Raw genomic sequence first — 19,265 nt, forward strand, 5'->3', positions numbered from 1 at the left:
TTGATCTAGCGAAAACTGGGGTGGTTGACTTGAGAAAAATCTTCCGTCTGGCAACGATCGCGACCGGCGTCGTCGCCAGCGTGGCCGTGGCGGCCGGGCCGGCTTCGGCGGCGACGTCTTCGGTGGACCTTCTCGAGGGGATGACCGCCAGCTACCTCGTCGTCGATCAGGAGACCGGCCAGACCTACGGCTCCGACGAGCACAAGCAGTACCGCTCGGCCTCGCTGGTCAAGCTGTTCATCGCCCTCGACTACCTCGAATCCCACGGCCCGGACTACGAGATCCCGGCCGACGACCTGGCGCTGCTGGAGCCGATGCTGCGTTCCAGCAACGACGACGCGGCCAGCACGCTGTGGGTGCGCGACGGCTGGGACGAGATCATCAAGCGGATGGTCACCAAGATCGGCCTCACCGACACCGCACCACCGGCCAGCCGCGGCAAGTGGGGGTACACGGCGATCAGCGCCGCGGACATCGCCAAGACGTACCAGTACATCCTGCACGACGCGAACCCGAAGTACCGCGACTTCATCATGGGCAACCTGGCGCGGTCGACCAAGTGCGGTTCGGACGGCTTCGACCAGTCGTTCGGCCTCCCGAGCGCGGTGCCCGGCCCAAAGGCGGTCAAGCAGGGCTGGTCCGGTTTCGGCGCAGCGCCCGAGTCCGGTCAGGAGTGCACGGAACCGTCCGCCAACGAGCGGCGCGTGCTGAACTCACCGGAGGTAAAGGCCGCCAAGGCGCTCGCGTCCAGCGGCGAAGGCACGCCCGACGGCGCCCGGACGTTCGGCACCCAGGACATCGACCTGACCAGCCGCGCGATGCACACGAGCGGCACGGTGGACTGCAAGATCGTCGTGGTGCTGACCCTGGAACCGACCACGCTGTCCTGGCAGGATTCGGCCGGCCGGATCACGAAGCTGACCCAGGACGTGTTCTTCCAGTCCGCCCTCTGACGGCTCTCGATGAGGCAGCTCCGTCGCGATCCTCGAGGCCGCGGCGGAGACGTCGATCGTGGTGGGCCGCCTGGGGCTCGAACCCAGAACCTACGGATTAAAAGCCTGCTCGTGACGCCGCAGCGATCCAATCGTGGTCGCGTTGGAAACGGCTTCTACCAGCAGTTTTAGGTATGCAGCGCTTATCGTAACGTGCCTTGGCGGCAGGTCTGGGCTCCGTTATGTCTCCGTTCGTCCAGCTGCGCTCGCGGCAGGTCGACCGCTTGTCATCGGCGTTCGAATCATCCACACTCGATGAGTACTGAACGTGTTCGAGGGGGATGGTTTCAGTAGTGGATGGCCCTGGGTTCCATGTCGACGTCGGCAAGATGGAGGAAGCCGCGAACGGCATCAAGCGAAGCGTGACCGACCAGTCGAGCTTCGAGCTACGCGACCTGTGCGGCGATACCAGCCTGTACGGACACGACGGCATCCACAACTCCCTGATGAACTTCTGCGTCCGCTGGAGCGACGGCCTCGACATCCTGACCGACGATGCGGACGCGATCGGCAACGTCCTCACCAAGGCAGCCGCCGCGTACCGAGCGACGGAGTCCGCCGCTGCCGGCTCACTCACCACCGACCCGGGCCAGGGACCGGTGGACGATGGCTGAACTCGGAGACACCAGCGACCCGACAGCCCTCGTCCCCGGCAAACCCGAAGCGATCGAGGAGAACGCGCGCGTACTGAACGCCCGCGGCGACCTCGCCGGCCAGGCCGCTGACGGGCTCAAAGCTATCGACACCGGAGCCTGGGAAGGCCCCGCCGCCCGCGCATTCCACGACAAGTTCAGCTACGAGCCGAACAAGTGGTTCGACGCCGCCGACACCCTGCACCGAGGCGGGTCACTGCTCACCGACTACGCGCACACGCTCCGCTGGGCCCAAACCCAGGCAGGCGAAGCCATCGCCCAGTGGAACAACGCCCAAGCTGCCACCCAGCAGGCCAAAGCCCGGCACGATGCCGCCGTAGCTGAGGCTCAGGCCCACAACCAGCCTCTGCCACCGTTCACCGATCCGGGTGAAGGCGGACGGCAAGCTGCCCAGGACACGCTCGACCGAGCCCGAGAGCAGCTGACCGAGGCCGGTAACTCCATCGCAGGCATGCTCGACACCGAAGCGGACGTAGCACCACAAAAGTCCAGCTGGCTCGACGACGCCGGCAACTTCCTCGCCGACCTCGGCACCCACGCCGCGAACAGCCTCGCCTCGTTCGGCAACGCCATGCTCAACCACCCGGTCGACACCGCCGCCGCGGTCGGCGGAATAGCGCTGACCACGATCAGCTCAGCAGGCGAAGGCGCGGGCCTCCTCCTCGACGCCACCGGCATCGGCGCCATCGCCGGTGTGCCCCTCAACGTCGTTTCCGCAGCCGGCATCGCCGTCGGCGGAACGATGACCGTCGGCGCCGTCGGCGACCTCGCCCGGCACGCCATGACCGACGACCACGTCGAACCCGTCAAACCGCGTTCCAACCCGACCAAGCCCACCAAGACGGACCGTCTCAAGGAACACCTCACCGACAAGGACCTCGACGGCGCCCGCCGCGAACTGAACGGCGAAGTCGTCGCCCGCAAGGGCGACGGCACCCCCTGGGACCACGTCACCGAAGTCAGGGAGGCCCAAAACGGCCTCTCGAACCAGATCAACCGCCTGAAACGCCAGCTCAGCGACTCACGACTGTCACCCGAAGACCGTCCCGCCGTCGAGGCCGAGCTGTCCGAGGCCAGTCGGCTGCTCGACTACAGTGAGCAGTGGGTACCACGCGGATAACAGGCACACGCACGACCACGATAACTGACACGAGGAGCCATGGGGACCAGTCCTGACGTCGACGAATCGCTCACCCTTGAGCAGATCGAAGACCGCCACTGGGGTAACCCACCAGCCGACGCAACCCGGCTGATCAAAACCGTCTACGAGCTGCGCCACAAGCCAATCGGCTCCTTGGACGTCGAAGACCTCCGTGTACTTCTGCTCCAGCAGGAGAGCCTCGACGTACTGGTCCCCATTGCGCTGACCCACCTGGAGCAGAACCCTCTCGCCGAAGGCGACTTCTACCCCGGCGACCTGCTCACGGCCGTGCTGAAGATCCCGCAGGCGTACTGGCAACAGCACCCTGACCAACGAAGCCGCGCTTCAGCCGTGACCGGAGCAGTGAAGTCCCTCGGCAACCTCGACGATCACGACGCACCACACGACACCATCTGGCAGCAGATCAACATGTTCCGCGGCTGACATCCACGCTTAGGACAGCCGCGGACATCTGATCTGCGGAATTGTTTCAATACCTGTCGGAGCAAGACGGGAATGGCGCTGACCGCCGCCAACTACACGAGACCGCTCTCGCTACCGCTGCGATGGCCGATTGGAAACTTATGTGTGCGCGGCACGCCACCTGTGCGCTCGCCATCACCTTCGGGTGACCGCTGGCAAGCTATAGAGACTGATCGAGAATGCCGAAACACCTTCGTGGCACGGCACCCAGGCTGCTCACACATCCGTTTGCCGATCGATCGCAGCCTCGTAAAAGGCGTCCGCGAGTGCCACGATGACAGCGTTGACGCCAGGCCCGTCACTGAAGAAGTAGTCCGCCATGGTGTTGTGGGCCTCCTGATTCTCGACCACCGCCTCGACGACCGCAGCCTGGAAGTCCTGCGACTCCATGAATTGCTTCTTCGAGTTCACCTTGGTCTGGTTGATCAGGTCCGGGTGGGCGAGCAGCCGCTGCACCAGGCCCTGCACGAACTCCCGGACCTGCGACCCCGTGAACGACTCGGCACCGAAGAGATCATTCATCTTGTCGATGACGACCTGGAGTGCGACGTACTTCGGCTCCTTCCGGCCGCCGGTGCCCGCAGCGCTGATGCCTTTGAGCTCGCCGTCGCCGGTCAGCGAGATGTCGACTGCGGTTCCCTTGCTGTGCTTGACGCCGACGAGGACTACATCGGACAAATCGACCTCTGCGGCCCAGGACGAGTCTGCGATGACCTTCTCCAGGAGCCGCAGGAAGATCGACAGCATCTCCATGTACGCATCGCCATAGTCGACGATCTGGCTCATGAAGTCGTAGAGCCGGACAAAAGTGGAGACGTCCTTGCGGAACAGGTCGAGAGTGTTGAGGGTGACCTTGTCATCGGCCTCAATCGCAGCCGCGTAGCGGCGGGCGAACTCGTTCTTGGCTGGGCTGATCGCAGCCGAGAGCGCGTTGTTGCCCTTCCGGGTGACCCACAGTTCGGCCACCTCGCGCACCTGCCCTGGCGTATAGATACCAGCCTGGTCGAGCTTGGTGGCGAGGTGGAAAACGACGTAAGGGTCAGTTTCGGTCTCCAGGGTGGCGTTCGTGAAGTAAGGCTCGAACGCCACCCGGATGTCCTCGGGCTTGTTCACGAAGTCGATGACGAACGTCTTGCGCTTGCGCTCTCCGCCCGCAGTGCGATAGGTGCGATTGAGCCGCGACAGCGTCTGTACGGCAGTGACCCCGGAGAGCTTCTTGTCGACGTACATCGCCGAGAGCAGCGGCTGGTCGAACCCTGTCTGATACTTGTTGGCGACCAGCATGATCTTGTACGTTGCGCCCTTGAAGGCGGCGGCCAAGTCCGAGCCGGCGCCAGGATTCAGGTTGGCCTCGGTGAACTCGTCTTCCCTGCTCGGCTGCGGCCCCCAGTCCGAAGCCCACTCTTCGTCCTCGGCCATCGTCACCGAGCCGGAGAAGGCGACCAGGGTTCGGTAGTTGTACGAGGCATCGTTGGCGGCCCGCTTGTCGATGTACGCGTCGATCGCCTTCTTGTACTTCACCGCGGCCTTGCGAGAGTCGGTCACGACCATCGCCTTCGCCTTGCCCTCCAGCAGGTGAGCGACGTTGACGTGGAAATGCTCGACGATGATCTGCACCTTCTGGCCGATGTTGGTCGGGTGCAGCTTCACCCACCGCATCAACCCTTTGCGCGCCGCGGCCTCGTCCACCACAACATCACCGTCGCCGCTCTCGGCCTGACCGGCGATCTTCAGCGCAGTGTCGTAGGACTGGTAACCCTTGAGAACGTCGAGGATGTAGCCCTCCTCGATCGCCTGCCGCATCGAGTATAGGTGGAACTCGACCGGCTTGTTGTCAGGACCCTTGCGGCCGAAGAGCTCCAGGGTCTTGTTCTTCGGCGTCGCAGTAAACGCGAAGTAGGAGATGTTCTTCGACTCGGCCCGCTCGGTCATCTCCGAAGCCAAGATTGACTCGACATTTATCGAGCCGCCCTCCTCGATCTCCTTGACCTCCTCAGCGGTCAGCACGGCCTTGAGCTTGGAGGAGATCTGCCCGGACTGCGAGGAGTGCGCCTCGTCCGCAATCACCGCGAACCGCTTCCCCTTCAGCCCCTTGTCGGCCCGTATCTCGTCGAGTGCGAACGGGAAGGTCTGCACCGTCACCGCGATGATCAGCTCCCCGTTCTTCAGCGCAGTCGCCAGCAGCCCGGACTTCGACTTGGCCCCCGCCTTACGCACGTCCTCCGGACTGATCGTGGCCACGATCTTCCCCGACCCGTCGATCTGCCGGATCGCCTCCTGGAGCTGCCCGTCGAGCACGGTGCGGTCCACGACCACGATCACCGAGTCGAAGGCCTTCTTGCCTTTCACGTGTAACCGCGCCAGCCGATGCGCAGTCCAGGCGATGGTATTCGTCTTACCCGAGCCTGCCGAGTGTTCGATCAGGTAGCGATGACCCACTCCTTCTTCACTCACCGCGGCCACGATGGTCGTCACGGCCTCCCATTGGTGGAACCGGGGAAAGAGCATGCTCGTACGCCGCACCGAGGTCCCGGTCGCGACGTCCCACTCTTCCTTGGTCTCCACGATCATCAGTCGGCCGATGATGTTGAGCCAGGCGTGCTTTTCCCAGACTTGCTCCCACAGGTAGGCCGTCGCCGACCGCCCGTCCGCGCCCGGCGGGTTGCCGGCACCACCGTCGTGGCCCCTGTTGAACGGCAGGAATTGCGTCTTCTCGCCCTCGAGCCGGGTGGTCATGGCGGCGAGGTCGTTGGAGACCGCGAAGTGCACCAGCGCCCGGTGACCGAAGGACAGCAGCGGTTCCGGCCGACCGTTGGTCAGCGGGTTCCGGTTCTTGCGGTACTGGTTGATCGCTTGGTCGAGGGACTGTGTGAAGTCGGTCTTCAGCTCGACGGTGGCGACAGGGAGCCCGTTGATGAAGAAGACCAGGTCGATGTTGCGCTGGTCGGCAGTGGAGAAATGGACCTGCCGCATCACCCGCACCCGCATCGCCGCGTACTGCTCGTTGGTGGTCGCGTTCAGGCTGGTCTCAGGACGGAACTGCGCCATCTTCAACCGGCCGCCGCCGATGTACTGCACCCCGTTGCGCAGGATGTTCAGCGTCCCCCCACCATGTTCGAGAGGCTTATTGAGCGCCGTGGTCAACACGTCAAGGACCTTCGCCTGCGACCCCGCGGCCTTCAAAGCCTTCTCGTACGGCGCCTGCTGAGTCTCTTCCAGCCAGGCAAATAGGTCATCGGGGAAGAGCGCACGCTCCCGGTCATAGCCGGTGTCGTCCTCCGAATACAACCACCCGTGGCCAGCCAGATGTTCGCAGATCTCGGTCTCGAAGACAACCTCGTTGTGGTCGGCCATCACGCCATCTCCCGCACGTCGACCTGCCCCGTCACCGCCGCCGTGATCAACGCGGCGCGGCGCTCCTTCGAGAGCTCAATGAACCGCTCAGTCTCGTCGATCAGCGTGTCGATTTTCGCCAACCGACGAGCGAGGTCCGTAGCCGCATTGGGATCAGTCGGCAGATTGATGTCGAACTGCGAGAGGTCCTTCATACCGAGCGTAGGCTGAATGCTGTCTCCGCTCGTTGCTAACTCAGCCTGATACAGAAAGCTGTTCGATCCGAGCCAGGCGCACAAGAGTGGGGCGACAGCAGGGTCTTCGCAACGGAGCACCGACACCGCCCGCGCGACGTTCGCGCCCGCAAGCCACTGAGGTGCGAGTGCAGCCTGCCCCATCTTGCCTACAACGCCCAGAAGAACTTCACCGCCGACGATTCTTGTACGGGAATACTCGTCCGACTGTTCCGGTTCGATCGCCAACATGGGTCGCGCTGGAGCGAGGTGCAGAAGGTCGCCGACCCGGACAAACGGAACACCCTCCGACTCGTCCACGTACCTCGGAACCAGCACGCCGTATGACGGTCGGGCCGCCAGCAGCCGTCCGACCTTGGTTGCCTCGGTCGCGGGGCCCGCGTCGAAGACTGCAGAGAGGACCGCAGCACGCCGCTCGCGGAGGAGCTCAATCAGGCGCTGCTGCTCCTCGATGAGCGTGTCGATGCGGTCGGTCTCGCGATCGAGATAGTCGGCGATGGCACGCTGCTGCGAGAGGGGCGGAACCGGCACCGAAAGTGCGTTGATCTGCGCAGTTCCGATGCCCGGCTGCGCGGCTGTCTGAGAGTACTGACCAAGGTTCATCACTCGCAGGAGGTAGGCAAGCCAGCGAGGATCGGCCGCGTCTGCAGCACGCGCGACGATCGCATGTTCAGAGGCCCAGAACTCACCGGACACGAGGTGCACGTTGCCGCACAACGCACCTTGGCGCCCGATCAGGATTCGAGTGCCGTTATGAGTCTTTGCCTCGGTGTAGCCACGGAGTCCGTTGCCGCCGTACACGGGATAGGCGCCGACTGGCTCGATCGATTCGGCCGTAATAGCTTCACCAGCTTGCATACCAGGCGCAACAAATTTCACCTTCGACTCACTCCAGTCGGACGGAAGCGAGAGTCCCTGCAACCAATCGATCTTCGTTGGCCTTGTCGAATGCAGAGAGGTCATCCCTCAACCTCCCGAAGTAGGTCGAGGATCTTGGCGACCTGCTTCTCCAGATCGGCGTCGATCTCGGCGAGCGGGCGAGGCGGGACGTACTTGTAGAAGTGGCGGGTGAAGGGAATCTCGTAGCCGGTCTTGACCTTGGCCCAGTCGATCCAGGCGTCGGAGACGTGGGGTTTCACCTCGGCGTCGAAGTACGCCTGGATAACATCGACCTGGCCGACCACACCGGCGGTCGAGCCGCTGTAGGTGAACGGGACGTTCTCGGTGTCGCGCTTCTTCGTGTCCGGCTTCGGCTTGCCCTTGCGGTCGACGATCGGCTTATCCGACTTGTCGAGGAGGGGACGCTCAACGGTAATGGTCCAGTAGCCGAACTCGTCGTTGCGCAGCACCTTGGAGTACTCGGGGTCGGCGTCGGTGAAGTCGTCGTACAACTTCACCACCTTGGCGCGGTCGGCGTCACTGATTTCGCGCCCCTTGGAGCCGAGGTTCTTACGCATCTTGGTCCAGAACGACGAACCGTCGATGAGCTGGACCAGACCCTTGCGGTCGGGGTGCTTGGTGTTGTCGAGGATCCAAATATAGGTGGCGATCCCGGTGTTGAAGAACATGCTGGTCGGCAGCGCGACAATCGCGTCGACCAGGTCGTTCTCCAGCAGCCATTTGCGGATATTGGAAGGGCCGGACTCGGCAGCGCCGTTGAACAGCGGCGAGCCGTTCATGACGATCCCGGCGCGGCCGCCGCCATCCTCCGGCGCCCGCATCTTGTGAACCAGGTGGAGCAGGAAGAGCATCTGCCCGTCGGAGGTGGACGGAAGGCCCGGAGCGAACCGTCCGTAAGGACCTGCCGACTCCTTCTCTTTGGTGACCGCCTTGGCGTACTGCTTCCAGTCGACGCCGTAAGGCGGGTTGGACATGCAGAAGTCGAACTGGCGGCCTTTGAACGCATCGTCGGTGAGCGTGTTGCCGAAGGCGATGTTGGTCGCGTCATGGCCCTTGGCCAGCAGGTCGGACTTGCAAATCGCGTACGACTGCGGGTTGTACTCCTGGCCGTACAGGCTCAGCTTCGCGTCGGGGTTCTGCGCAAGTAGATGCTCCTCGGCCAAGGCGAGCATGCCGCCGGTGCCCGCAGTCGGGTCGTACAACGTGCGGACGATGCCGGCCTCGGTCAGGTCGGCGTCCTTCTCGGCGAAGAGCAGGTCGACCAGCAGCCGGATTGCGTCCCGTGGCGTGTAGTGGTCACCGGAGGTCTCGTTCGCGGCCTCGTTGAACTTGCGGATGATGTACTCGAATGCATCGCCCATATCGGCGTTGGAGACGACGTCCGGATGCAGGTCGACGGCTTTGAAGGAGGTGATGACCTCGCGCAGGAGTTCCGCCTTCTCCAGGGCGAGGATCTCCTTTTTGAAGTCGAAGTACTCGAACACGTCGACATCAGGTGAGAACCGGTCGATGTAGTCGGCCAGGTTGTCCGCCAGCCCGTCGGCGTCGGCCAGCAGGTTGGCGAAGGAGTAGTTCGAGGTGTTGAAGAACGACCGGCCGGTCGCCTTCTTGACCTCGATCCTGAGCCGGTTCGGGTTGTCGTACTTCGCCGCCAGCTTGCGTACCGTCTCGCGGTCGGGCTCAAGGATGCAATCGAGGCGACGCAGGATCGTGAGCGGGAGGACCACGTTGCCGTATTGGTTGGGGCGGTAGGGACCCCGAAGCTGATCAGCAATCGACCAGATAAAACTACCGAGAGTGCTCACGCGGCTCCTTACGACGTTCACTCGACGATGAATGGTGGACGTCCAGCTTGAGGACGTGCGCACCGTCCGACCAGGCGGCGCACAGTCTGCGACAGCCGGCGCGTCACAGGAACATCATGGCGCATCGCCAGTCCCTCCCGGCGGCGGCGCCACCAGCGCTCGGCCGCGTGAAAGCCTGCAACCGGGCGCTCGCGTGGCCAGGGCGTTTGAGCTCGCGCAAGCGAGAAACCAGGCGGCGATCCCTCGGCCACGAACTCGGTCTCTCCTGCCGCGAGGTCGCTGGGCTGCGCACGCTGCCCCCTCGCCGCAGGCAGACGAGCCGGCTGCACCGCCTCCGCCGGAACGACGAACCGACGGTCGAGCCGACGCCGTGGAAAGCCGGCTGCGAGCCGTCCACGGCAACGGTGGGCACGATGTCCGGCTCGGCTACCTCTGGATGCTGGCCGGCACCGACGAGCAGGTGAAGCCGGACCGGAAGGTGCTTCACTGGCTGAGTCGCTACCTCGGCCACCAGGTCGACGTCCCAGCCGCGCGGCGGCTGCTCGCCGACGCGCCGCCGAGCTGGACCGGACGCCCAGGGAGCTCGACCACGCGATCCTGGAAGGCCGCCTGGCCGGAGGTCTCGGCCTGGTAGCTGGTGTGTTGTCAGAACGCTTCCGGCTCCGGCCAAGAGGGCCCGGACGTCATGGATCTGTGCGAGCTGCCGCCTCAGCCGACGCCGTGCCGGACGTCTCAATGAGATCGACAGCATCGATCCGGAGAGCTTGCGCTAGCGCAAGCACGGTGAAGAACCCCGGTTCGACGGTGCGGTGCCCCTCCAACGCGCGGACTGTGCCGATCGCCACCCCTGCAGCTTGAGCCAATTGCTGCTGGCTAAGGCCCAGGTCCTGGCGGGCCGCCTTCAGGATCGCGGCCAGACGCTCGGCCGGCAGGCGATAGCGGCTGGTCTCGCGACTGGCGCGATTCGGCACACGATCATGCTACTACTGTAGCGCTACTACTTTGACACTCTTGCGTACGCGGGCTACCGTAGAGATGTGGCGGGGCGACATCTGAAAGCGCTGATTACGGCGTATCGCGACAAGGACGACCTGGCGTTCCGTCGCGCCGCTCAAGCGATCATCGACGAGGAAGAGAGCAAGCACCACGTCGCGCTTGCCCGCGACCTGCGCCGCTTGCTAGCCAGCGGTTCCGGCCTGCAGATGCCCGTCGCTGACGCGCCACTGCCGGAGCCCCCACACGATCGCGACACCGACCTTCCGCTAGCCGACGTGCTCTCGCCCGACAGCATGCTCGACGATCTGGTGCTTTCTCCGTCACTGGGCGCGCGCCTCGCGGAGTTGACACACGAGGTGCCGGCCTGGCCGCTGCTGGACGCCGCCGGAGTCCCTCGCCGACGATCTCTGTTGCTCTACGGTCCGCCAGGGTGCGGCAAGACCAGCATCGCTGCCGCGTTGGCCGGCCAGCTGGACTGGCCTCTCGTCACAGTCCGGACCGAGAGCGTGGTGTCCAGCTACCTCGGGGAGACCGCCAGCAACCTCAGCCGGGTGTTCGACTTCGCACACTCCGGTGCGTACGTGATGCTGTTCGACGAGTTCGACAGCCTGGGCAAGCTGCGGGATGATCCCACCGACCATGGCGAACTGCGCCGTGTCGTCAACGCCGTGCTCCAACTGATCGACCGGTACACCGGTCCGTCGCTGCTGGTGGCCGCCACCAACCACCAACAGGTCCTCGACCCGGCCCTGTGGCGCCGGTTCAGCGAGGTTCTCGAGGTGCCCCTGCCGACTCCCGAGCAGCGACACATCCTGCTCGACCGTGTCTTGGCCGGCCGCATGCAGCCGGGCACGGACCTGACCCCGGTCGTGCGGGATTTGGAGCGCTTCCCCCATGCCGCGGTGGAACAGACCGGACATGACGCACTGCGGCTGGCCATCCTCGACTGTCGTGACGTCGTGACCGCCTCCGACCTGGGCGAAGCCCTGGCACGGACGCGTTCGCGTCCGTGGGCGTGAGCACTGCTCTCTTTACGATTCGTTCACGTTGTCGCGTTATGCGTGCAGTTGGTAGCAGAATGCGGTTATGGCTGATCATCTGCCGCTGCCGCCCGGACGGCCCTTGAGCAGTCGCCGACGGCGAGGGGGATCTTCAGAAGATCGAGAGGTCAAACGGGGAGCCCACGCCACCGGCTTACGAGCTCAGCTCCGAGACGTCGAGACCACCGCATTGGGCCAGGTGGAAGCGGATGCCGACGTCGAAGACCTGGACACCCGCATCGTGTTGAAGCTGAGGGGAACCACCCGGCTGAACACCGGGCCGTTCCGCGGCTTAGGCCTGACGGAACTCGGTGAAGGCGCCGGCTGGACCTATGCAGTGCTCAGCACCCGCGAGTCACGGAACCGGCTGGGTGAGGTTCTGCGCGAATATGGCGGCACAGACCCTGCCATTCCCATCGACTGGGACCATCCGCAAAGCTGGGCTGACCTGCTGGACACGATCGAGGACATCGCGCTCTACGGACCCGAAGACCGCTACGACCGCGAACTTGACACCCTGACCTTTGACCGCCGGGAGCTGCTCGATGTGGTGATGTGGCCGTCGCCCGGCCCTGCCGACGCTCAAACCCGAGTAGCCGCGATCGAGGACCTTATACGCGCCGCTTCGCGCGACGACAGCGCCATCCGGGTGGTCGCGATCGACCCGCGTCCCCAAACCACCGTCATCCGTGTGATTGCCGACAGGGCACTGCTTGATCGACTGCTGGCCGAGCCGTGGGTGGAGCGCGTGCGGCCTCCGTTGCGACCGGAGGTCACCCTCGCTGACGTGGTCAACGCCGCGATCACGGTGCCGTTGCCATCACCTGACGGCGCGCCGATCGGCATCGTCGATGGTCTCGCGGTCACCGCCAACCCTCTCCTGCACGGCGCGGTCACCGCCTCCAAAGGTTTCCCGGCAGGCCATGTCTACGGCGGCCCCGACGACCACGGCACCGGCGTCGCGGGAATGGCCGTGTGGGGTGACCTGGAATTCCTCGTCCGCCGGACACCCCCATCGCGGACACCACGCCCGGTCGTCAACGCCCGTGTACTCGAGTTCGACGGCAGAACCAACACTGTCGTCGGACAACCCCACGTCACCATCGCTGAAGCCATCCGATGGCTCGTCGACGAGCACAGTGTCCGCGTCGTGTCCATCTCGATCAACCGCAACGAGCCAGCCAACGGACTGCTACCCTCCGAGCTGACCACCACGCTCGACGAACTGGCCCGCGAACTCGACGTCGTCATCGTGGTCAGTACCGGCAACCGCCACACCGACGTTCCCGCCTCGGGATGGCTCCACGGCTACCCGGGCTACCTGGTTGACACCGACGCCGGCATCGCCGAACCCGCTGACGCGGCGTTGGCGGTCACCGTCGGCTCTCTTGCCCGCCGCGATCGCCCCGGCGGCGCCCGCACATCGTCACTGGTCGCCATCGCTCCGGCTGCCGGCCCGTCCCCGTTCACGCGAACCGGTCCCACGCGGGGGAAGAATGCGGCAGGCACCCTCAAACCGGAATTCGTACACCACGGCGGCAACTGGGCCCACGACCACCAACTCAACCAACTCAGCTACCGAGACCCCGGCATCTCCGTGATCACCGCGATCCCGCCACAAGGCGCCCGGTTCATCGGAGTGGACAACGGCACCAGTTACGCGGCGCCGACGGTCGCACACGAAGTCGCCCGCATCGCCACCCGCTACCCCGACGCCTCCGCCAATCTGCTGCGCGCCCTGCTCGCCCTCTCCGCCCGCGTCCCGGAAAAGTCGGCGGTCGCCGGAACCGACTCCCTCCGGACCTGCGGGTACGGAGTGCCGGACGCAGAGCGAGTTCTCGAATCCGGCGGCGCGAACGCCATCCTGACGATCGAAGCGACCATGGCCACCAACTCTGTCGTCATCCACCGCGTTCCGGTCCCCTACGAGTTCGCCGAGGGCGCCAGTAAGCGGCTCTTCCGCGTCGCTTTGGCGTTCGACCCTCCAGTGCGGCGCAGCCGCCGTGAATACATCGCCGGCACTATGAGCGTCGAACTCGTCCGCGGCCTCGACGAAGCCGAGGTCGAACGGCACTACGGGCTCCAGCCCAGCGTGCAGCAGGCCAAGGCGGACCCCACTCTGAAACGCCTCGACCTGCCGAATAGGAGGCTAAGACCGCAAATGGCCCCTCCTCCTACGCGCGTCGCATCGAACACCCTCATCCGCCGCGACTTCGACCACAAAGCCTGGGATCCTGACGACGAGCACTACTTCCTCGTCGTCAGCCACGACCTGAGCCCCTGGACCAATACCCAGAAGAAACAATATCCAACCCAGCGCTACGCCCTCGCCGTACACATCGCCGACGAGGAACGCACGAACCTCGACCTGCACAACCTCATGCGCGTACAGTTGCGCACCAGGCTGCGCGCCGGCGGCAGCGGACGCTGGCAGTGACGGATCCAGAGTCCGGGGCTGATTGCCGCCAGGGTGTAAGCGAACCTCTGCCCGCCCACCTATCCAGCTTCGGCAGCGTCCGCCTGACGACGCTCTTCCCAAGGGGGCTGTCTCACCAGGGTGACGTCGCCGCTGTCCGCGAGCGACAGGAGCGTGTTCGGATCGCCCCACAGCAGAACGAGATTCTTGGCGAGGGCGCCGAGATCGGCGTCGCCCTCGAATCCCTTCAACGTCAACGCCCTGGTACGCGCAGGCAACTTGGCCGCGCCATCGCCTACGGTGAGATCACCCACGAGACCGCGCATCTCGCCGGCGAAGCGTGCGGGTGCCACAGCAGTGCAGGAATCCTGGCTCGCATCGCCGTTGCGAATGGGTCCATACGGGAGACTGGGACCTCGGGGACCGAGTAGCCGGCCAACACCAAGACGTTCCACCGGCCGTCACTGAGAATCGCATCGGGCCGATGCCGCTCCTGAAGGTCATCCGGTACAAGGAAATAAAACCTATCGGGCGAGGGGTCGACCTGCAGCGACTCCCAGCGAATCCGCCACGCTCGGTGCCATTGCCTCGACCGCATCCGCCCCAGGGAACGCAAGGCGATCCCGTGGTCCATGATCAGGAACCGACTTCGACCGACTCTCGCGGACGACTCGCAGGTTGCCGACCGGATCGAGCGCGCTCACAGTTCGATCTACCCGAACTGATCGAGAGGTGCGATATGGCGTCTAAGGGTGTGTTCAAGCGATGTGGGTGCCGGTGCCCGGCGACAGGGAAGCAGCTGGGTGCGCGTTGTCGCCGCTTGGCTGAGGAGGGGCACGGGTCGTGGTGGTTCGCGGTCGAGGGCCCCAAGCTGGTGGACGGGTCTCGTTCACGAGTGCGCCGGAGTGGCTACGCTTCGGAGGAGGCCGCGAAGGTCGCCCGGGAGCAGGTCGCAGCGACCAGCAAAGGCATCGGGCTGACGACCGGTCACTGGCTGGAGGACTGGGTCCGCAGCGTCGCGCTACGTCCGAGTACACGCCGGACCTACCAGCAGCATATCGTCACGTACCTGACCCCCCAGCTGGGTGAACTACCGTTAGTGACGCTCAGCGTCAGCGACGTGCAGAAGGCGTTTACTGCGATCGTCGATGGAGTCGGGTCCCACTATGGGCGGCTGGGGCCATCGACCGTGGCGCGGATCCGCGCGACGTTGAGCTCCGCCCTGACGTCAGCGGTGGGTCAAGGACTGCTTGCACATAACCCTGCGCGAGGCCGGGAAATTGATCTCCCGAAGGCGGTGAGGCCACGACCGTACGTGTGGACCGACGAGCGGGTCGCGCGATGGCGGGCAACCGGATGGCGCCCGGGGCCGGTATGCGTGTGGACTCGAGAGCAGACGATCGAGTTCCTCAATGCCATCGCCGGACACAAGCGCTACCTGTACTACCACCTCGTGGCTGTCACCGGTCTTCGTCGCGGCGAAGCCGCCGCGTTACGCGAGGTCGACGTGGATCTACGACACCGCGAACTGTTCGTCGTCACCAGGCCGGATCCAGGTGAGCAGATAGACGATGATGGGAAGCTCAAGAGTCCTCACAGCGCACGTACAATCGCTCTTGATCATGTCACCATCGGCTTGCTGCGGCGCTACCTCACGAACCGCGCCGCACTCCCCGCAGGACCAGGCGGCGAACGCTACCTGTTCACCATTCCGACGGGGGTGCCGTGCCGACGTGACTTGTTCACCCACGAGTTCGAGGACCTGCTGACCGGGCGCACCCAGCTGCCGCCGATCCGGCTGCACGATCTCCGTCACGGCGCAGCCTCGCTGTCCCTGGCCGCCGGCAACGACCTCAAGAGCGTCCAGGAGATGCTCGGACACGCTTCGATGTCCTTCACCGCCGACTACTACATATCGCTCTACCCCAGCACCCGCCACCAAGCCGCCGAGAGGATCGGCGCATCCCTGTTCACGGCGACACCCGGACGCGTGCACCGAGCCCGGCTTCCGCTCCACAGCCGACGCGTGGCAGGCACTGCCACCCGCTGCCTACACAGGCCAGCTGCTACCACGAAATCTGAACCTGAGGACCGAAAATCTGCGGGTTCGTCGCGTTGCGAGATGCGCAAAGTACCGTCTTGAGCTGCGGAAACGCGTCAGATCGGCGCTGCGGCGCAGCATCCGCGGTCTCCGATTGGGCTCCGTTGCTCACGTCGCGCTCAACCGTGCACCGATCCGGCACCGTCAACAACCTCCGGGACTCACATACGGACACACCACGCTCAGCGAGCACATATGCCGAGGCGGCTTCGCCGAGGCGCGGATCGCCTGCACGCTACGACGGCATTTCCCAACAACAGCAACGAAACCATCACGCTGGCGCCGGCTCAGACCTCAGCTATACATACACGCTGAGTCCAACCGGACACCGTTCCGGCCACGCGAGCCCACAGGCTGGGGACTCACACCGGGCCACACGGACTTCTCAGCCTGCGCAAAGATCACAGATTCCACTGTTTGCACAGGTCAGACGCATGGTCGTAGTGGGCCGCCTGGGGCTCGAACCCAGAACCTACGGATTAAAAGTCCGCAGCTCTACCAATTGAGCTAACGGCCCGTACCCCCAGTTTAGCCAGGCCCCGCTCAGCCCCTCGCACACCGGGTCCGGCTGACGCTCCGGCGAAGGTCATGACCGGTCCCACGCCCGCCGGCCGGCCATGATGCCCCGGTTCCCTGCTGATCCTCACCGGGCCGCCGGGTGCCGGGAAGTCAGACCGGTTCGTGCCGCCCTACCTGCCCGAGACCACGCGTCAGAACAACGTCGTGCTCGGGGTGATCGCCGAGGCTGCCTGTGACTACGCACGCGGGGCCTACGACGTCGTTCTCGACGGGATCATGCTCTGATCCTCTGTGGACGAACGCGCGGGGCCCGGCTTGGGCCCCGCGCGTCACGCCGTCAGCACTGGACGATCAGGCCCGTGTAGGCAGTGCACTTCTTCGACGCCTTGTCGTTGGCCGCTTCCGGGTCCGCCGGCGCGCTCGCCGCTCGCTGGGCCGTCGCGGTGAACGCGCCCCACGCGAAGAAACCGCCCTCGGACGTGAACTTCACCGTGGCCGACGCGCCCGAGGCCAACGTGCCGATCGCGCAGTTCAGCGTCGCACCCGAGCGGGTGCAGCCCGTCGTCGAAGCGACCGTGCGGCCCGCACCCGGGTTGGCCGTCACACGGACGCCCGTCGCGGTGGCCGGGCCGGTGTTCGACACCTTGATCACGTAGTCGACGCGAGCGACCAGGCTTGCGCGGGGGGTGGCGGTCAGCGCGACCTTGACGTCGGCCTCGTCCGGCGGGGCGATCGTGACGGCCGGGCCGTCCTCCACGCTGAACGCGTAGTTGTCGCCGGCGAACTGGTGCTGGAGGGTGAATTGGCCGGGCGCGACGTCGTCCTTGACGCGCAAGGTGAACGTCACCGTCCGGCTCTCGCCCGCGCCCAGGTCGCCGACGCCGCCGCGGAAGCTGCTGAGGTACGGCGCGCACGGTGCGATCGCCCCGGTGCAGGAGACCAGGTCCACCACGTCGGCGATCGGCTTCTCCTTCACGTAGAGCGCCGCCTTCGCGCCCGTGACCGTGAAGTCCGTCGGGTTGGTCAGCTGCTCCGTGACCGTGAACGTGGTGCCCGCGTGCACGGTGGTCGCGCTGACGTCGATCGTGCTCGCGGGCGGGGCCGCGGACGCGACGGCGGGTGCCACGCACAGGGCCGCTGTCGTCAGCGCGGCCAGCACAGCGGTTCTTCGTCCGGTTCGCTGCATATTCGTGATCTCCTGGTTCCGAACCGAGGGGTGCCGCTCCGACCGGTGAAACTGGCGTGCGCAGCAGGGTGACGAAGATCAGATCGTCGCACCCCGAGATTCGTTACCGGGTTCGCGAAACCGTGCTTGAACTGGGGTTTTGCGCAGGTTGCCCGGTCACCGACCACCCGGCCGAACCGAAACTGTCGTACCCCTGTGGCACGCTCCGCTCATGACCGAACACACGACCCCGGTGACGTCTCCCCCGCGCCTGACCGGGCCCAGAATCGACCCGGCTCCGGTCGCGGACGAGCGTCAGGCGCTCACCGAGACCCTCGACTACTACCGGCGCACCTTCGAGCTGAAGTGCGCCGGCCTGACCCCGGAGCAGCTGTCCGAGCGCTCGGTGCCACCGTCCACATTGACCCTGCACGGGCTGCTGCGGCACCTCACCGGCTGCGAACGCTGGTGGTTCCGGATCCAGTTCACCGGCGAGGACATCCCGAACCTCTACTACTCCGACGACGACCCGGAGCAGGACTTCACGGACCTCGGCGGCGACGTCGACGAGGCGTTCTCGTTGTGGCACGCCGAATGTGCGCGCTCCCGCGAGATCGTCGCGGCCAGCTCGCTGGAGCAGACAGGCACCCGGCGCAGCACCGGCGAACCGTTCACCTTGCGCTGGCTGATGCTGCGGATGATCGGCGAGTACGCGCGGCACATCGGCCAGGCGGACCTGGTCCGCGAGCGGATCGACGGCGCAACCGGCGAGTGACGGCTCAGGCGGCTGCCGACCGGCGGCGGAAGCGCGAAAGGAGGCTGACCACGAGGGGAACGACGATCCAGCACGCGTAGGCCCAGTGCGTGAAGAAGGCGACCGGGATGGAGACGGCGAAGGCGGCGGTCATCGCACCGATCCCGCGGTAGACCGCGCCGAAGAGCTCCGGCGGGGTGTCTGCGCGGTACAGGTGGTTCCGCTGGATCTGCCGGGCCATGAGGAGGAACAGCGTCAACGCGATGACCTGCACGACGGCGTAGAAGACGAACCGGAACTCGAACGCTCCGTCTTCGGCGATCACCTTGGTGGCGAAGGGCATGATCACCTGCATCAGCAGCCAGCCGAAGGTGAGGCGGGCGAGGCCGCCGCCGAGCGTGGTGACGTAGTTGAACAGCCGGTGGTGGGCGCGCCAGTGGTCGCCGATGACGATGAAACTGATCAGGAAGGAGACGTATTCGGACTGGTGATGACCGAGTGACCGCAGCAGTTCGGCGCTGGTGGCGCCCTCCGGCAGCGGCAGCTCGAGCGCGAGCAGCGTGATCGCGATGGCGACGACGGCGTCCGAGAAGAAGGTCAGCCGTTCGGCGGCGATGGCCCGGGATTCGGAGCCGGCGGTGTCCTCGGTGGACGGGGCGCTGGTCATGGCGAGTGAGCGTGCCAGACCCGGTCGTGCGGCCGCGGCCGAGGGC

The 19,265-nt window shown here is 65.4% G+C and carries 18 protein-coding genes and 1 tRNA gene; 10 read left to right on the forward strand and 9 right to left on the reverse strand.

What is annotated here, in order from left to right; translation table 11 throughout:
• The first annotated feature begins 20 nt into the window (after positions 1 to 20).
• The 4 genes from H5965_RS04615 to H5965_RS04630 all read left to right on the forward strand — a co-directional run bounded on the left by H5965_RS04615 (position 21) and on the right by H5965_RS04630 (position 3,230).
• The gene (locus tag H5965_RS04615; protein ID WP_310968042.1) at positions 21 to 953 is read left to right on the forward strand and encodes a hypothetical protein; all 933 of its coding nucleotides are present in this window, start codon (positions 21 to 23) and stop codon (positions 951 to 953) included.
• Positions 954 to 1,273: 320 nt separating this feature from the next.
• A complete protein-coding gene (locus tag H5965_RS04620; RefSeq protein WP_310968043.1) occupies positions 1,274 to 1,606 on the forward strand; it encodes a hypothetical protein in 333 nt (110 codons plus the stop codon).
• The gene (locus H5965_RS04625) at positions 1,599 to 2,765 is read left to right on the forward strand and encodes a putative T7SS-secreted protein (RefSeq protein WP_310968044.1); all 1,167 of its coding nucleotides are present in this window, start codon (positions 1,599 to 1,601) and stop codon (positions 2,763 to 2,765) included. The genes H5965_RS04620 and H5965_RS04625 overlap by 8 nt, the downstream gene beginning before the upstream one ends.
• A 39-nt stretch (positions 2,766 to 2,804) precedes the next feature.
• Complete coding sequence (locus H5965_RS04630) at positions 2,805 to 3,230, forward strand: contact-dependent growth inhibition system immunity protein (protein WP_310968045.1); 426 nt, start codon at positions 2,805 to 2,807, stop codon at positions 3,228 to 3,230.
• Positions 3,231 to 3,485: 255 nt separating this feature from the next.
• Here H5965_RS04630 and H5965_RS04635 read toward each other — a convergent pair whose 3' ends face one another.
• From H5965_RS04635 to H5965_RS04645, 3 genes are read right to left on the reverse strand one after another with little or no spacing between them, the layout of a single operon-like run.
• Positions 3,486 to 6,623 carry a type I restriction endonuclease gene (locus H5965_RS04635; protein WP_310968046.1) on the reverse strand — a complete coding sequence of 1,046 codons (3,138 nt, stop codon included), beginning with the start codon at positions 6,621 to 6,623 and terminating at the stop codon, positions 3,486 to 3,488.
• The gene (locus H5965_RS04640; RefSeq protein ID WP_310968047.1) at positions 6,623 to 7,819 is read right to left on the reverse strand and encodes a restriction endonuclease subunit S; all 1,197 of its coding nucleotides are present in this window, start codon (positions 7,817 to 7,819) and stop codon (positions 6,623 to 6,625) included. The genes H5965_RS04635 and H5965_RS04640 overlap by 1 nt, the downstream gene beginning before the upstream one ends.
• On the reverse strand, positions 7,816 to 9,561 hold the full coding sequence (locus tag H5965_RS04645; RefSeq protein WP_310968048.1) for a class I SAM-dependent DNA methyltransferase: 1,746 nt from the start codon (positions 9,559 to 9,561) through the stop codon (positions 7,816 to 7,818). The genes H5965_RS04640 and H5965_RS04645 overlap by 4 nt, the downstream gene beginning before the upstream one ends.
• A gap of 370 nt (positions 9,562 to 9,931) precedes the next feature.
• Here H5965_RS04645 and H5965_RS04650 point away from each other — a divergent pair, with 370 nt between their 5' ends.
• Positions 9,932 to 10,195, forward strand: coding sequence for a hypothetical protein (locus tag H5965_RS04650; protein ID WP_310968049.1), 264 nt, complete (start codon positions 9,932 to 9,934; stop codon positions 10,193 to 10,195).
• Between the two features lie 49 nt (positions 10,196 to 10,244).
• Here the strand turns inward: H5965_RS04650 and H5965_RS04655 are convergent, their stop codons facing one another.
• A complete protein-coding gene (locus H5965_RS04655) occupies positions 10,245 to 10,532 on the reverse strand; it encodes a helix-turn-helix transcriptional regulator (protein ID WP_310968050.1) in 288 nt (95 codons plus the stop codon).
• Positions 10,533 to 10,598: 66 nt separating this feature from the next.
• On the opposite strand from H5965_RS04655, the gene H5965_RS04660 reads away from it, so the two are divergent.
• Positions 10,599 to 11,576, forward strand: coding sequence for an ATP-binding protein (locus H5965_RS04660; RefSeq protein ID WP_310968051.1), 978 nt, complete (start codon positions 10,599 to 10,601; stop codon positions 11,574 to 11,576).
• Positions 11,577 to 11,796: 220 nt separating this feature from the next.
• Positions 11,797 to 14,034, forward strand: coding sequence for a S8 family peptidase (locus tag H5965_RS04665; protein WP_310968052.1), 2,238 nt, complete (start codon positions 11,797 to 11,799; stop codon positions 14,032 to 14,034).
• A 59-nt stretch (positions 14,035 to 14,093) separates the two neighbouring features.
• On the opposite strand, the gene H5965_RS04670 is transcribed toward H5965_RS04665, so the two are convergent.
• Positions 14,094 to 14,327 carry a hypothetical protein gene (locus H5965_RS04670; RefSeq protein ID WP_310968053.1) on the reverse strand — a complete coding sequence of 78 codons (234 nt, stop codon included), beginning with the start codon at positions 14,325 to 14,327 and terminating at the stop codon, positions 14,094 to 14,096.
• Positions 14,309 to 14,647, reverse strand: coding sequence for a hypothetical protein (locus H5965_RS46115; protein ID WP_396136859.1), 339 nt, complete (start codon positions 14,645 to 14,647; stop codon positions 14,309 to 14,311). Before H5965_RS46115 ends, H5965_RS04670 begins: the two co-directional genes overlap by 19 nt.
• A gap of 261 nt (positions 14,648 to 14,908) precedes the next feature.
• On the opposite strand from H5965_RS46115, the gene H5965_RS04675 reads away from it, so the two are divergent.
• Complete coding sequence (locus H5965_RS04675) at positions 14,909 to 16,156, forward strand: tyrosine-type recombinase/integrase (RefSeq protein ID WP_310968054.1); 1,248 nt, start codon at positions 14,909 to 14,911, stop codon at positions 16,154 to 16,156.
• 402 nt (positions 16,157 to 16,558) lie between these two features.
• On the opposite strand, the gene H5965_RS04680 is transcribed toward H5965_RS04675, so the two are convergent.
• Positions 16,559 to 16,631, reverse strand: a tRNA-Lys gene (locus H5965_RS04680).
• Positions 16,632 to 16,795: 164 nt separating this feature from the next.
• Between H5965_RS04680 and H5965_RS04685 the strand changes: the two genes are divergently transcribed.
• The gene (locus tag H5965_RS04685; protein WP_310968055.1) at positions 16,796 to 16,918 is read left to right on the forward strand and encodes a hypothetical protein; all 123 of its coding nucleotides are present in this window, start codon (positions 16,796 to 16,798) and stop codon (positions 16,916 to 16,918) included.
• Between the two features lie 52 nt (positions 16,919 to 16,970).
• Here the strand turns inward: H5965_RS04685 and H5965_RS04690 are convergent, their stop codons facing one another.
• Complete coding sequence (locus H5965_RS04690; RefSeq protein WP_310968056.1) at positions 16,971 to 17,792, reverse strand: hypothetical protein; 822 nt, start codon at positions 17,790 to 17,792, stop codon at positions 16,971 to 16,973.
• 238 nt (positions 17,793 to 18,030) lie between these two features.
• On the opposite strand from H5965_RS04690, the gene H5965_RS04695 reads away from it, so the two are divergent.
• Complete coding sequence (locus H5965_RS04695) at positions 18,031 to 18,573, forward strand: DinB family protein (protein ID WP_310968057.1); 543 nt, start codon at positions 18,031 to 18,033, stop codon at positions 18,571 to 18,573.
• Between the two features lie 4 nt (positions 18,574 to 18,577).
• On the opposite strand, the gene H5965_RS04700 is transcribed toward H5965_RS04695, so the two are convergent.
• Positions 18,578 to 19,219, reverse strand: coding sequence for a TMEM175 family protein (locus H5965_RS04700; RefSeq protein ID WP_310968058.1), 642 nt, complete (start codon positions 19,217 to 19,219; stop codon positions 18,578 to 18,580).
• Between the last annotated feature and the right edge of the window lie 46 nt (positions 19,220 to 19,265).

This window comes from Amycolatopsis sp. 505 (assembly GCF_031625235.1).
Classification (GTDB): Bacteria; Actinomycetota; Actinomycetes; order Mycobacteriales; family Pseudonocardiaceae; genus Amycolatopsis.

What these genes read in the sequence shown, in the direction of transcription:
- H5965_RS04630 (WP_310968045.1), top strand. Translation starts at nt 2,805, where the DNA reads ATGGGGACCAGTCCTGACGTCGACGAATCGCTCACCCTTGAGCAGATC.
- H5965_RS04700 (WP_310968058.1), bottom strand. Translation starts at nt 19,219, where the DNA reads ATGACCAGCGCCCCGTCCACCGAGGACACCGCCGGCTCCGAATCCCGG.
- H5965_RS04640 (WP_310968047.1), bottom strand. Translation starts at nt 7,819, where the DNA reads ATGACCTCTCTGCATTCGACAAGGCCAACGAAGATCGATTGGTTGCAG.
- H5965_RS04635 (WP_310968046.1), bottom strand. Translation starts at nt 6,623, where the DNA reads ATGGCCGACCACAACGAGGTTGTCTTCGAGACCGAGATCTGCGAACAT.
- H5965_RS04695 (WP_310968057.1), top strand. Translation starts at nt 18,031, where the DNA reads ATGACCGAACACACGACCCCGGTGACGTCTCCCCCGCGCCTGACCGGG.
- H5965_RS04620 (WP_310968043.1), top strand. Translation starts at nt 1,274, where the DNA reads ATGGTTTCAGTAGTGGATGGCCCTGGGTTCCATGTCGACGTCGGCAAG.
- H5965_RS04625 (WP_310968044.1), top strand. Translation starts at nt 1,599, where the DNA reads ATGGCTGAACTCGGAGACACCAGCGACCCGACAGCCCTCGTCCCCGGC.
- H5965_RS46115 (WP_396136859.1), bottom strand. Translation starts at nt 14,647, where the DNA reads ATGGACCACGGGATCGCCTTGCGTTCCCTGGGGCGGATGCGGTCGAGG.